This window comes from Gilliamella sp. N-G2 (assembly GCF_002142215.1).
Classification (GTDB): domain Bacteria; phylum Pseudomonadota; class Gammaproteobacteria; order Enterobacterales; family Orbaceae; genus Gilliamella.
This window is the reverse complement of record NZ_NAST01000006.1, coordinates 103,871-118,495: the sequence shown is the minus strand read 5'-3', so window position 1 is coordinate 118,495 and position 14,625 is coordinate 103,871. Positions and strand designations below refer to the sequence as shown.

Sequence of the window (14,625 nt, the reverse complement as noted above, 5' to 3'; positions counted from 1 at the left end):
TGTTAAATCCATACTCACTTATTACAGTACTAAAAATTAATTCATATATATTACTTTATTTCTAGAAATAATCATAATTATCAATCTAAATTTTTTATTATTCTTGTTTTATTATCGACTAGTTAGGAATTTTTTAGAACTCTGTGCTATTAAGATGTTAAGATACTTACAATTTATTCATATTTTTTGTAAAATCTCCGATCACTTTTGAATAATATTCATTGTTTTTATTAAAAAAATAATTATTAAGTTACCGAGGTCTTTTTTATATGAGATTTAATAAGCTATTATTTACGCTGCCAATGGCATTATCTGGTCTATTGTTATTAACCAGTTGTGATAATAATCAATCACAAAGTGGAAGTGCTCAATTACCGAAGGTAACAGTTTTTAAAGTCGAACCATTAAATTACACATTAAAAATAAGTTTACCTGGACGTGTTGTTGCTTCACAAATAGCCGAAATCAGACCACAAGTTAGTGGAATTGTATTGAATCGTGAATTTGAAGAAAGTTCAAATGTTAAAGCGGGTCAATCACTTTATCAAATTGATCCTGCTATCTATCAAGCTAATTATGATAGTGCTGTTGCGAGTGTAGCCAGTGCAAAAGCAAATGCTAATATAGCTCAACTTACTTTAAAACGTTATGCAGGACTATTAAATACTAAATCCATCAGTCAACAAGAATACGATAAAGCAGCCGCTGATGCTAAACAAGCTGAGGCAAGCGTTTTAGTTGCTCAAGCAGCAGAACACGCAGCTAAAGTTAATTTAGACTATACTAAAGTATATTCGCCGATTGATGGTTATATTGGTAAATCAAGTGTGACAGAAGGAGCATTAGTATCAGCTGGTCAATCTGCTCCACTGGCATTAGTTCAACAACTTGATCCGATTTATGTTGATATGACTGAAGCAGCTACTCGCTATAATAAATATCTTCAGGATGAAAATATTGTTTATGAGCCAGCTAAAGGTGATAATGTTGAGCTATTTTTTAATGATGGTACAAAATACGCTTTACTAGGTAGTGTTAAATTTTCAGATATGACGGTTAATGAGACTACTGGTACAGTGACATTACGCTCTCAATTTTCAAATAAAGAAAGTAAAATTTTACCGGGTATGTTTGTTAAACCTCAAATGACATTAGGTACTATCAAAAATGCGGTGTTAGTTCCTCAGCAAGGTATTACTAGTAATCAAAAAGGTCAATATACAGCTAAGATTTTAAAACCGGATGGTGTGGTTGAGTATCGCCAAGATATTAAAATCTATACTGGTGTAAGTGGATATTGGGTAGTAACTAGTGGTATTGATGTTGGTGAAGAAGTTATAACAACGGGTCTACTTAATTTAACTTCTGTAGAGATGGGTAAACCTATGAAGGCTCAAGCAGTTGACAAGCCAGCAACTCTTTCTCAAGAGCAGTTAGATAATCTGATCAAAAACAGTGTGAAATAAAACAGGGGTAGAGTTAATTATGGCTAAGTTTTTTATTGATAGACCTGTTTTTGCATGGGTAATTGCTATCATGATGATGCTGGGCGGTGCTTTATGTATTAAGCTACTCGCTGTTGAACAGTATCCTGATATCGCACCACCAGCTGTTACGGTTTCTGCTGTTTATCCAGGGGCTGATGCTCAAACTATTGAGAATACAGTTACCCAATTGATTGAGCAAAACTTGACTGGTTTGGATAATTTGATCTATATGAAATCAACCAGTAGTGCCCAGGGGGTTGTACAAACAACTTTGACCTTTGCACCGGGTACTAGCCCTGATTTTGCGCAAGTTCAAGTTTTGAATAAAGTAGAGAGTATAAAATCACGTCTGCCAGAAAGTGTGCAAAAAAATGGGGTGTCGGTTGCTAAAAATAATACCAACTTCCTAAAAGTTATTGGTTTCTATTCTACCAATCCTCAAAAAACACAAGCAGATATTGCTGACTTTATTTATTCAACGGTACAAGATCAGATACGCCGTGTACAAGGGGTAGGTGATACTCAGTTATTTGGTTCTGAATATGCAATGCGTATTTGGTTAGATCCAAATAAACTTAATTATTTTAATCTATCTATTGAGGAAATTATTGCTGCCATTCAGGCGCAGAATGCGCAGGTTACTGCTGGACAACTTGGTGCTTTACCAGCAACTGAAGGACAAGAGCTTAATGCAACCATTACAGCTCAATCACGGTTAAAAACACCTGAGCAATTTCAAAATATTTTAGTTCGAGTTAACACAGATGGTTCAAACATCTTATTAAAAGATGTCGCCAAAGTTGAAATTGGCGCGGCTGATTATAACTTTCTTTCACGTTATGACGGTAAACCATCAGCTGGTTTAGGTATTTATTTGGCGACAGGTGCAAACCAACTCGATACATCAGCAAAAGTTGACCAAAAAATTCAAGAGTTATCACAGATTTTTCCTGAGGATATCAAATTTGCCTATCCTTATGATACAACTCCGTTCGTTAAGTTATCGATTAATAACGTAGTTCATACATTAATTGAAGCAATCATATTGGTTGTTATCGTTATGTATGTCTTTTTACAAAATCTGCGTTCTACACTTATTCCAACTATCACCGTACCAGTTGTGTTGTTAGGTACGTTTGCAGTTTTATATATATGTGGATTTACTATTAATACATTATCCATGTTTGCTATGGTGCTTGCCATCGGTCTTCTGGTCGATGATGCTATCGTGGTAATTGAGAACGTTGAACGTATTATGCATGACGAAGGACTTTCGCCTTATGATGCTACTGTCAAATCGATGGAACAAATTACTTCGGCACTAGTGGGTATCGCCGTGGTACTATCAGCGGTATTTGTACCAATGGCATTTTATGGTGGTGCAGCAGGAGGGATCTATCGTCAATTTTCAATCACAATTGTAACATCGATGGCTTTATCAGTATTGATGGCAATTGTATTAACACCAGCTCTTTGTGCGCAAATTTTAAAAGCGCCATCGAAAAATAAAGTTAAGATAACTACGTTAGGCGAAAAATTAGAAAGCATACCTCCGTTTAGCTGGCTTTCAATCGGAACAAAATGGTTTTTCAATAAGTTTAATAATTTATATAACAAAAGTTTACATGCGTATGAAAAAGGCGTAATTAAATTTATTCGTTATCCGCTGATTTCATTTGTTTGCTATGCCTTGATAGTTGTTGGCTTAGTATTTGGCTTTAACCGTTTACCAACTGGTTTCTTACCAAATGAAGATCAGGGTGTGTTGATTGTAATGGTTGAGTTACCGCCAGGTGCAACATTAGAACAAACCATGGCGGTATTGAATAAAACTTCTCAATTTTATATGAATGAAAAAGCCGATTCAGTTAAAGAAATCTTTACCGTTGCTGGTTTTAGTATGGTTGGTCGTGGGCAAAATATGGGGCTTGGTTTTATTCGATTAAAAGATTGGGATGAACGTAAACGTCCAGATCAAAAAGTCGATGCATTAGTTGGTAGTGGTTGGGGATTTGCTTCAACTATCACTGAAGGTCGTGTCATTATCACTAATGTTCCGGCTGTACCTTCACTTGGTATGGCAAATGGTTTTTCTTACATGTTAAAAGATACCGCTGGACTTGGTCATGAAGCACTAATGGGGGCATTTTTCCAATTATTGGGTCAAGCTGCACAGAATCCTAATCTACAACAAGTTCGTCCAGGTAGTATGCTAGATGTTCCACAATATAAGATTAATGTTGATTTTGAAACGGCTCAAGCACTTGGTGTTGCAGTAAGCAGTGTTAATACCGTACTTTCAACTGCATTGGGTTCTTCTTATATTGATGACTTTGTTTATAACAATCGGGTTAAAAAAGTCTATTTACAATCTGATTCGGCCTACCGAATGTTACCAGATGATTTTAGTTTCTGGCATGTGAAAAATCAAAAAGGTGAAATGGTTCCTTATGATGCATTTGCTACCACAACTAAAAGTTATGGGTCACCATCTCTAGTTCGCTATGATGGAGTTGCTGCAATGGGTATTAGTGGTTCAGCTGCGCCTGGTATGAGTTCTGGTCAAGCTATGGCAATAATGGAAGAACTATCTAAAAGCTTACCTAAAGGATTCTCGTATGATTGGACAGATATTTCTTACCAAGAACGTCAAACAGGTTCACAAACGACAACACTTTATATTATTTCACTTATCGTAGTGTTCTTATCATTAGCTGCATTATATGAAAGTTGGACTGTACCTATTTCTATCTTATTCGTTATCCCATTAGGTATTATTGGTACCGTATATGCAACCATGTTTAGAGGTCTTGATAATGATATTTACTTTATCGTTGGTCTATTAACAACAATGGGACTATCGGCTAAGAATGCTATTTTGATCGTAGAATTTGCTAAAGATGCGTTAGAAAAAGAAGGTAAGTCATTAATTGATGCAACGTTAGAAGCGTGTCGTTTACGTTTACGTCCAATTTTAATGACTTCATTTGCTTTTATCCTAGGCGTGTATCCGTTAGCAACAAGTAGTGGTGCAGGTTCTGTAAGTCAGAATGCGGTAGGTACTGGGGTAATAGGTGGTATGTTAACTGCAACATTCTTGGCGATATTTTATGTTCCGTTGTTTTTCTTGTTTATAACTAAATTATTCACTAAACATAAGAATAAAATAGTATTGCCAACTAACTACACTGGCAAAACTGAAAAATAGTAGATTAACTATTAATTGATATGAATTAAAAGCACTAATAATCTTGGTGCTTTTTTTTTTATATATTTTTTGATAAAGTGTTGTAGTGATAACTTAGTTTATACTTAGTTAAATTTTGAATTGAGGAACTGGGGTTTTGAACCATATAAATAAGGTATAAAGAAATTATATTTCGATTATATTGGAATTTAACGACTTGATTTGATCAGTTGTTGGCTCATATGGGCATGTGTAATCGCTATGGCTAGCGCATCAGCCGCATCTGCTTGTGGACTAGCAGGTAGTTTGAGTAAAAACTTAACCATGTGTTGAACTTGTTTTTTGTCAGCCGCGCCTGTTCCAACCACACTTTGTTTGACTAAGCGCGCTGCATATTCAAAAACTGGTAAATCGTTATTTACGGCGGCAACAATAGCTGAACCACGTGCTTGACCTAATTTTAATGCTGAATCGGCATTACGAGCCATAAACACTTGTTCAATAGCAAACATATCGGGTTGAAATTGAAGGATGATTTCGCTTACACCAGCATAGACACGTTTTAAACGCGTTGGTAAGTCATCGACTGCAGTGCGGATACAACCACTGCCAAGATAGGTTAGTTGTCGTCCCGTTTGACGAATTACGCCGTACCCCGTCAAACGAGAACCTGGGTCAATACCCAGAATAATAGTCATTAGAGTGCAGCTGCAACTTCGTCTGAAACTTCTCCGTTATGATAAACTTCTTGAACATCATCACAATCTTCAAGCATATCGATAAGACGTAGTAGTTTTGGTGCAGAGTCAATATCCAAATCAACCTTAGTTGCAGGAATCATTGATACTTCCGCTGATTCAGCGACTAAACCTGCTGCATCGAGAGCATCTTTAACTTCACCAAATGATTCAGGTGTTGTGAACACATCAATTGCACCATCATCATAAGTCACAACATCATCAGCACCAGCTTCAAGTGCGGCATCCATGACTTGGTCTTCGTCTGTTCCGGTAGGATATGAGATCACGCCTTTTTTGGTGAATAAGTAAGAAACTGAACCATCAGTACCTAGGTTTCCACCGGTTTTGGTAAACGCGTGACGCACTTCTGATACTGTACGATTACGATTATCACTTAAGCATTCTACCATTACCGCAGTACCAGCTGGACCATAACCTTCATAGATGATAGTTTCCATGTTAGTATCATCTTCACCACCAACACCACGAGCAATTGCTCTGTTCATGGTATCTCGAGTCATGTTGTTAGATAATGCTTTGTCCATAGCAGCACGTAGACGAGGGTTAGACGCTGGATCGCCACCACCAAGTTTTGCTGCGGTTACAAGTTCGCGAATAATTTTGGTAAAGATTTTACCGCGCTTAGCATCTTGAGCTGCTTTGCGATGTTTGGTATTGGCCCATTTACTATGACCTGCCATAAAATTCTCCAGATTAAATAATTTAAAAATCGAGCTATTTTAACAAACTTTTAGCTAAAGTTCATTATCAATCTATTTATTGATTTCATACTTGAATATAATCAGAATTTTTTTATTTATACATAAACTATTAAACTGAGTTTCATCAAAAGGTAAATTTAATTTTTATCTGTTATCAACAAAGAGAAATATAACATAGGAAAAAATTAACAAACAAAAAGCGCCTTATTGAGAAGGCGCTTTTAAATTATATAACAATATATGCGTCAGTATCGACTAACTCATTCCATATTGTTTTAATTTTTTGCGTAGAGTACCACGGTTGATACCAAGCATATTTGCTGCTCGAGTTTGATTACCGCGAGTATATTGCATAACCATATCAAGGAATGGGTGTTCAACTTCAGCTAACACTAATTCGTATAGATCAGTAGGATCTTCACCATTTAATTGTGATAAATAGTTTTTTAAAGCTTGCTTTACTGAATCTCGCAAAGGCTTTTGTGTTATTTGGTCTTGAGAGTTTACAGTTGTAAATTTAAGTGCTGCAGCTGTAACGCGTTGTTCTGACATAGTATTTTTAACTCTTTTATTTGTTTCTAATTTGACTAAAAAATGCTTTTAGTGTTTTTACTTGCTCACTTGTATTGCTAAGTACACTAAATAAGCGCCTGAATTGATCACTATCAGCATAATTCTTGGTATACCAATATACATGCTTTCTGGCAATCCGTAATCCTTTGTATTCTCCATAAAATTGATAAAGACCTTCAAGGTGGGTTAACACTATTTGTTCGACTTCATCAATTGTTTTGTTTTTTTTTAACTGTCCGTGTGCTAAATAGAATGCAATTTCTTCAAATATCCAAGGTCGCCCCTGTGCCGCTCGGCCTATCATTATACCATCAGCTTGCGTATATTTGAAAACATCTTTTGCTTGTTCTGGGGTACAAATATCACCATTGGCAATGACAGGAATAGTTACCTTTTCCTTCACTGCTTTAATGGAATCATATTCGACTTTTCCATTGAATAAGCATGCACGACTTCGCCCATGAATAGTAATAGCCTTTATGCCACAATCCTGCGCAATTTGTGCGATTTCAATGCAATTTCTATTATTTTTATCCCATCCAGTCCGAGTTTTTAGTGTTACTGGCACATCAACTGAACCAACAACTTTTTGCAAAATAGTTTTTATCAAATCTGGATACTGCATTAATGCAGAACCAGCTAATTTTTTATTCACTTTTTTAGCCGGACATCCCATATTGATGTCAATTAACTGAGCGCCATGCTTGACGTTAAATTCAGCCGCTCTTGCCATTTCATCCGGGTCTGAGCCAACTATTTGAACTGCACGTATACCAACATCATCACTTGAAATCATTCTTAATGTTGATTTGTCAGTACGCCAAACGTCAGAATTTGCTAAAAACATTTCAGAGACAGTCATCCCAGCACCAAATTTGTGACATAAGTTACGAAACGGTTTGTCACTTATTCCTGCCATGGGGGCTGCAATCAGATTGTTTTTTAAGTTGACCTTTCCGATACTAAGCGAATTAAGGCCGGCTATATTACGCATTTTTTCTCGAAGTTAAAAGGGGTAATATTAATTTTTTATAATTTTTTACCAGTTATACGGCACCATTCATCTTGTTCAATAACCGGATCAAGTACAAACTCAGTTTGATATGCGTCACATACACTTTGTGATTGATTAGCTAAAATTCCAGATAATCCAAGTTCTCCTGATAGCTTTACTAATTTACTAATCTGGGGGTTAAGTTCTTTCAACGGGCCCGCCAAAATGTTAGCTACTACCACATCAGCTTGTAAATTATCAGGAATATCTTTTGCTAAATAAAGTTCAATCTTTTCACCTACTTTGTTACGTTCAGCATTGTCACGACTTGCTTGGATCGCTTGAGGATCAATATCAATGCCTATAACTCTTGCTGCACCTAATTTTAACGCAGCAATGGCTAAAATACCTGAACCACATCCATAATCGATCACAATTTTGTTATTAAGATCGAGACTGTCTAGCCAACTTAAGCATAAAGCCGTCGTAGGATGAGTACCTGTACCGAAAGCTAAACCCGGATCCAACATTACATTAACCGCATTAGGATCTGGTATTTCACGCCAGCTAGGGCAGATCCACAATCGTTTACCAAATTGCATTGGATGGAAATTATCCATCCATTCCCGTTCCCAGTCTTTATCTTCCAATTGTTCGATTTTATAAGAATATTGCTCAAGATTTAAAATTGATTTTAACTCGTCAATATCTGTTTCAGCATCATATAATCCGACAACATCGGTATTTCCCCAAAGTTTTGTTTCACCAGGTAAAGGTTCAAAAACAGGGTTATCAAAAGTATCTTGAAAAGTGACTGACACAGCCCCTGATTCTTCTAATTGTTCGCTAATACTCTCAGCTAAATCACTAGTTGTGTTAATTCTGAGTTGAATCCAAGGCATAATTTTTTCCCGTTTGGCCAAAATGATTGGCAATAATAAATATAACTAATCCAATAAGTAATGATGGCACTATTGGATGGAAAGCATAGATTTTAATGTTATAAACAGCAAGTAATGTGTAGCTTATAGCACCAGCAAGCATCGAGCAAAAAGCACCTGTTGAATTAGCCTTTTTCCAATATAGTCCTAGTACTAGAGGCCATAAAAATACTGCTTCAAGTCCACCAAAAGCTAATAAATTAAGCCATATGATCATTTCTGGTGGGTTCCATGCTGCGACAATTAATAAACCACCAAAAATAAATGTTATGATAATTGAGATGCGAGTAAGCATTTTATCACTAAATTTAGTATTTGGTCTCATCGTTAAGAACAGGTCTTTAATAATTACTGATGAAACTTGTAATAATTGTGCATTAATGGTGGACATAATTGCTGATAATGGTGCTGCCAAAAAAATTCCTGCGGCTAAAGGTGGTAAAACCTTTATAATTAATGTTGGTACAATTTGGTCTGGAATAGTTAAATCACTTATTATTGCTCTTCCAAGTGCGCCAGATAGATGCATTGTTAACATGATGACTGTCACAACAGCAGTACCAATAATAATGCCTTGATGAACAGCCTTACTATCTTTATAAGCCATACAACGAACAGCGGTATGAGGTAAACCAACAACTCCAAAACAGACTAAAACCCAGAATGATGCCATAAATGGAAAGTCCATAAAATTGTCAGGGCCTTGAGGTGTTAATAATGCAGGATCGATCTGATTTAAACGATCAACTATATTTGTAATGCCACCGCCAGCATAAATAATGGCAACTAATAACAAAATGGCGCCAATAATCATTACCAACCCTTGAAATGCATCATTTAATATGCTGGCTCTGAATCCGCCAAAAGCTGTGTAAATTACTGTACCAATACCAAAAATAAGTAATCCTATATCATAGGGAATACCTACAGATGATTGTAGTAATCGGGCTCCACCGACAAATTGTACGGTCATAGCACCAATAAAAGCCGCAATAAGAGCAATACTGGCAAAGCATACAATTAGTTTGCTTTTATAATGAGAATAGAGCATATCACTTAGCGTTATTGCATTGTATTTACGGGCTAAAATTGCGAATTTTTTGCCAAGAATACCAAGTGATAATAATACGGTTGGAACTTGAATCATCGACAACAGAACCCAACCGAGACCATATTTATAAGCAGCCCCTGGTCCACCGATAAAAGAACTGGCACTAATATAAGTTGCTGCTAAAGTCATTGCTAGTAAAAAACCGCCCATAGTCCGATTACCAATAAAATAATCAGTAAATTGATTTACTTTTTTTCGTTTTGCATATGCATAAATTGATAATGCAAATACAAATATAAGATAAATAACAAGAGGAAGAATAATATCTAATTGCACGGTTTAATGGCCTATTCTAGTGGAATATTTTTAAATTGTTTTTTTACTATAATAAAACACAACAAGATAAAACCCGATGGTACAAATATACAGGATAGTTCAAACCATAATGGTAAACCCAAAAATCCGGTTTGATTTTTGACAGTATAAGCAGTAATTACCCATGCAGCGAAGTAAATGATAGTCAGTAGCAATGAAAGTTTTGCTTCTTTATTAGCTTGCTTGTAACGAGTATCCATATTAAATAAATGGTTAAGTTATTTGGGGTGGCTTAGAGTAAAAGAAAGTAGTTAACTTAGCAAGTATATTGCAATTTATGCAACATAATATTCTAAATATATCAATTTCCGCAATTATGCTTTTACGGTATAGTGCTTACAACTTAATTATCAGAAATTCAACTCATGGAGAGAATAATGTCAAATTATTTTAATACACTAAATTTACGCGAAAAATTAGAACAATTAGGTCAATGTCGTTTTATGGCGCGCGATGAATTTGCATCAGAAGCTAATTTTTTAAAAGGTAAAAAAATTGTCATCGTAGGTTGTGGTGCACAAGGTCTTAACCAAGGGCTAAATATGCGTGATTCTGGTTTAGATATTACTTATGCATTACGTAAAGAAGCTATTGATGAAAAAAGAGCATCATGGAAAAAAGCTACTGAGAATGGTTTTAAAGTAGGAACTTATGAAGAATTAATTCCAACAGCTGATTTGGTTATCAACCTTACTCCAGATAAACAACATTCTGCTGTGGTAAAAGCTGTACAACCATTAATGAAAAAAGATGCGGCATTAGGTTACTCACATGGTTTTAATATCGTTGAAGTTGGTGAAAAAATCCGACCAGATATTACTGTCGTTATGGTTGCGCCAAAATGTCCAGGAACAGAAGTTCGTGAAGAATATAAACGTGGATTTGGTGTACCAACCTTGATCGCTGTGCATCCAGAAAACGATCCGAAAGGTGAAGGTCTAGCAATTGCTAAAGCATGGGCGGCAGCAACAGGTGGTCATCGTGCCGGTGTGTTACAATCTTCTTTTGTTGCTGAAGTTAAATCAGATCTAATGGGTGAACAAACTATTTTATGTGGTATGTTACAAACTGGATCATTACTTTGCTTTGATAAATTGGTTGCTGATGGCGTAGATCCAGCATATGCGTGTAAATTATTACAATTTGGTTGGGAAACGATCACTGAAGCATTAAAACAAGGTGGTATTACCTTAATGATGGATCGTTTATCAAATCCAGCTAAGTTACGCGCTAATGCGTTAGCTAAAGAATTAAAAGTAATTATGACCGATCTTTATCGTAAACATATGGATGACATTATTTCTGGTGAGTTTTCATCTACTATGATGAAAGATTGGGCTAACGATGATGTTAACTTATTGAAATGGCGTAAAGAAACAGGTGAAACTGCATTTGAAAAAGCGGCAGAATACCAAGGTAAGATTGATGAACAAGCTTATTTCGATCAAGGAGTTGTAATGGTTGCTATGGTTAAAGCTGGTGTTGAACTAGCATTTGAAACCATGCTTGAGTCTGGAATTTTACCTGAATCAGCTTATTATGAATCATTACACGAATTACCACTTATCGCAAATACTATTGCCCGTAAACGACTATATGAAATGAATGTTGTTATTTCAGATACCGCTGAATATGGTAACTATTTATTTGCCAATGCTGCTGTACCATTATTAAAAGAGAAATTTATGCCAATGTTACAAGCAGGTGATTTAGGAAAAGCAATTCCTGAAGGCAGTGTTGATAATGCGCAATTACGTGATGTTAACGAGGCTATTCGTCATCACCCAATCGAAGTTATTGGACGTAAACTTCGTAGCTATATGACTGATATGAAACGTATTAATGTTGCAAGTTAATTTTATCAACTGATTACTAAAAGGTGCTAAATAGCACCTTTTTTTATGCTAAAAATTTGTTAATTACAATTATATGAACTTACTATTTCTATTCAAATTAAATTTGATCCGAAAGGATCATTAAGATCTATATTTGGATCTAACTTAGATCATTTGGAACTTTGATAAATTGCAATAAAATTTTTAAAAATTAAGTAATTAAAATTTTTTTATTTTAAATTTTTATTTATTTTTTATATAAATTATGATATATTTTGTTCAAATTTAGTTCAATTTGAAAGGATAAAATATCAATGAAAATGGCTTTTCGACCAACAGATAGCTGGCGTTGGTATTTTGATAATGAATATGATAGTTTAATGCTTGAAATTTCATCAGAAATGCTATTTCGGTGTAATTATGCTAGCAAAATATTAATTCCAGATGTATTTGATGAGTTTTCTTTTTCAGTTGATGATGCAACAGCTTATTACCAGTTTTATAATAGCTGTCAATCGTTGGTGTTAACGGACTCACAAAAAATTGAATTATCCATTAATGCAATTGTTGCTGCAAATTTTTTAAAGCCGCAAATGCCTAAAAGCTGGTATTTTTCTCAACAGCCAATGTTTTTCCAACCTAAGGTAGCTGATGTTGTTAGCGTAAATATGCAAGAGACTGGCCAAAAAGTATGTTTATTAGTTGTTGAAGCGGGTGAGAACGCCTCACTTTGTATTATTGCCCAACCAACATTTATAGCGATGAATAAAACTTTCTATTTTTCAGAAGCAATCAAAGTGATGAATGACAGATTAGCTTTAGTTAACTCATTAGCAAAAACAGAAAATTCAGCAGTTTCTGAGAATGAGCAATTAGCATTAAAAGCCATTTCTTAATTAATATAATTTTATTCAAAATGAGTAGCAAGTTTCTACTCATTTATTAATATATTCTTTTTTAAATTAACAATTCCATCTAATAAAATAATTTTACTTTCAATTTAATATTATTGAGAAAAGTTTAAATCGCTGCGTTTACTACTATTCAAAATTAGTCTCAGTTCAGCTGAGCTATGACCTTGTTTGGCTGCTTTTTCAAGTAAATCTACCCCTATTTCATACAATGTTGTATGTTCAATAAACATCGAACCTACTTTGTACTGGGCCTCCATATCACCATTATTTAATGCTCGTTGTAATTGAGGATCTTGTCTTAATATATTTAAAGCAATACAACTTCCCCATGTATATCCATCTTGTTCATCGAAACAGTATCTTTGATGCCAGTAAATTGCTTTGTCATAATTTTGAGTTACATAATCGCCTTTCATATACATCTCGGATAATGTTCGTTGAGATGAAAAACTACCCGCATTTGCAGCCGCTTCTAACCAATAAATTTTTTGATCAAAATTTGAATCATAGTCATACTTGAAAGCAATCTTTTCCATGATTTTAGGACTTTTAATATAATTCACATACTTGATATAATTTTTCAATATTTCTGCATCTTTTTCAGAGGTAAAAAGCTCTGTTTTAGGATATAAATCAGCTATATCAAGAAATAATTGAGGATTGTTATCAGCAACATGTGAATAGAAATAAATTGCAGCTAAATATTTGTGATGTGATTCACACCATTTAGCAATGGCAATGGCTATTTCAGGATCAAGTGTATCTTTATCAAATTTTTCTAATAAAGTGTAAAATTCTCGATTTTCTGAAAGCTTGAACTGTAACTGATACATTTCACATGCTCGTGAAGACGCTAGTGAGCAAGCCTGATTAAAATACATCAAAGCTTTACTTAGCTTTACTTCGTTTACATAATATTTGCTCAAATAAAGTAGGGATTTTATATTGCCTCGTGAAGCTTTCTCTTGAATATTTTCTAAGGTCTCTTTATCAATTATTTTGTTTTCATGTTTATAATCTTCGTCACTAAAACTGTATTTATTATCTAATAAATCCTCAATTAGCTTTTCAATTTTAGCGTAAGCAATAAAATAGGATAAAGATGGATCATCAATATCTTTTGCATTAGCAAATTGTTGCAATGCGCTTGTTGGATCAATCTGTGGGGATGTAAGATACTCTTGCCCAATTAAAAATGATGCATATTGATTAACATTTATCTCATTATCTGTTTTTAAACATTCAATTAAATTAATGACATAACCGTATGGTATTTTATCTGAATCTTTTAAATCTATTAATAATCTAACTGCGTTTAAATCACCATTCAGGATTGCTATTCGAATTAGTGATAATCCTTTATCCACTAATTTAGGTTTAATAAAATAATTTATGTCTGCATAATCTACTTTTTTACATCTATATGATAAGGAGTCATTATATTCTTTTTCCTCATCATATTCGTTATAGTAGATATCTTCGGTCAAAACAAAATGATCCTTCCAACTAGACACCAACTCATTAATTTTGTAAACCTTTTTACAATTTTTTAAGCTAAAATTATGCGCTAATTCGATATAATTCATACCTAATTGTGAAAGGGAACTGAGGTTTGTTGTATTGCCTTCATTTAGTTCTTTAAGAATTTTAGCTTCTTTTCCTTCCTTTATATCATCAAACACCATTTTATAATGATCCAAAGAAAATACAGCTGTAGAAAGCGAACAGAGAAATATAAATAAAAATAATTTTCTAAACATCCATGATAACCTTTTATCTTTCTTATAATTTTAATAAATTTTGCGT

12 protein-coding genes are annotated in these 14,625 nt (G+C 34.5%); 4 read left to right on the top strand and 8 right to left on the bottom strand.

Annotation, left to right across the window (positions count from 1 at the left end):
* The first annotated feature begins 269 nt into the window (after positions 1-269).
* A complete protein-coding gene (locus tag B6C99_RS04710) occupies positions 270-1,466 on the top strand; it encodes an efflux RND transporter periplasmic adaptor subunit (RefSeq protein ID WP_086358774.1) in 1,197 nt (398 codons plus the stop codon).
* A gap of 19 nt (positions 1,467-1,485) precedes the next feature.
* Complete coding sequence (locus B6C99_RS04705; RefSeq protein ID WP_086358773.1) at positions 1,486-4,695, top strand: efflux RND transporter permease subunit; 3,210 nt, start codon at positions 1,486-1,488, stop codon at positions 4,693-4,695.
* Between the two features lie 188 nt (positions 4,696-4,883).
* On the opposite strand, the gene ruvC is transcribed toward B6C99_RS04705, so the two are convergent.
* The 7 genes from ruvC to B6C99_RS04670 all read right to left on the bottom strand — a co-directional run bounded on the left by ruvC (position 4,884) and on the right by B6C99_RS04670 (position 10,270).
* A complete protein-coding gene (ruvC, locus tag B6C99_RS04700; protein WP_086358772.1) occupies positions 4,884-5,372 on the bottom strand; it encodes a crossover junction endodeoxyribonuclease RuvC in 489 nt (162 codons plus the stop codon).
* Complete coding sequence (locus B6C99_RS04695; RefSeq protein ID WP_034883630.1) at positions 5,372-6,115, bottom strand: YebC/PmpR family DNA-binding transcriptional regulator; 744 nt, start codon at positions 6,113-6,115, stop codon at positions 5,372-5,374. Before B6C99_RS04695 ends, ruvC begins: the two co-directional genes overlap by 1 nt.
* 276 nt (positions 6,116-6,391) lie before the next feature.
* Positions 6,392-6,688 carry a DNA-binding transcriptional regulator Fis gene (gene fis / locus B6C99_RS04690; RefSeq protein ID WP_034883623.1) on the bottom strand — a complete coding sequence of 99 codons (297 nt, stop codon included), beginning with the start codon at positions 6,686-6,688 and terminating at the stop codon, positions 6,392-6,394.
* 16 nt (positions 6,689-6,704) lie between these two features.
* Positions 6,705-7,703 carry a tRNA dihydrouridine synthase DusB gene (gene dusB, locus B6C99_RS04685; RefSeq protein WP_086358771.1) on the bottom strand — a complete coding sequence of 333 codons (999 nt, stop codon included), beginning with the start codon at positions 7,701-7,703 and terminating at the stop codon, positions 6,705-6,707.
* 35 nt (positions 7,704-7,738) lie between these two features.
* Positions 7,739-8,605: a 50S ribosomal protein L11 methyltransferase gene (gene prmA / locus B6C99_RS04680; protein WP_086358770.1), complete on the bottom strand. Its 867-nt coding sequence runs from the start codon at positions 8,603-8,605 to the stop codon at positions 7,739-7,741.
* On the bottom strand, positions 8,580-10,031 hold the full coding sequence (gene panF, locus B6C99_RS04675; protein ID WP_086358769.1) for a sodium/pantothenate symporter: 1,452 nt from the start codon (positions 10,029-10,031) through the stop codon (positions 8,580-8,582). The genes prmA and panF overlap by 26 nt, the downstream gene beginning before the upstream one ends.
* Before the next feature lie 11 nt (positions 10,032-10,042).
* Positions 10,043-10,270 carry a YhdT family protein gene (locus B6C99_RS04670; protein ID WP_086358768.1) on the bottom strand — a complete coding sequence of 76 codons (228 nt, stop codon included), beginning with the start codon at positions 10,268-10,270 and terminating at the stop codon, positions 10,043-10,045.
* Positions 10,271-10,447: 177 nt separating this feature from the next.
* On the opposite strand from B6C99_RS04670, the gene ilvC reads away from it, so the two are divergent.
* Both ilvC and B6C99_RS04660 read left to right on the top strand, forming a co-directional pair.
* Complete coding sequence (gene ilvC / locus B6C99_RS04665; protein ID WP_086358767.1) at positions 10,448-11,926, top strand: ketol-acid reductoisomerase; 1,479 nt, start codon at positions 10,448-10,450, stop codon at positions 11,924-11,926.
* A 293-nt stretch (positions 11,927-12,219) separates the two neighbouring features.
* On the top strand, positions 12,220-12,801 hold the full coding sequence (locus B6C99_RS04660) for a cell division protein ZapC (RefSeq protein ID WP_086358766.1): 582 nt from the start codon (positions 12,220-12,222) through the stop codon (positions 12,799-12,801).
* A gap of 110 nt (positions 12,802-12,911) precedes the next feature.
* Here B6C99_RS04660 and B6C99_RS04655 read toward each other — a convergent pair whose 3' ends face one another.
* Positions 12,912-14,579, bottom strand: a complete 1,668-nt coding sequence (locus B6C99_RS04655; protein ID WP_086366007.1) for a tetratricopeptide repeat protein — start codon at positions 14,577-14,579, stop codon at positions 12,912-12,914.
* Positions 14,580-14,625 lie beyond the last annotated feature (46 nt).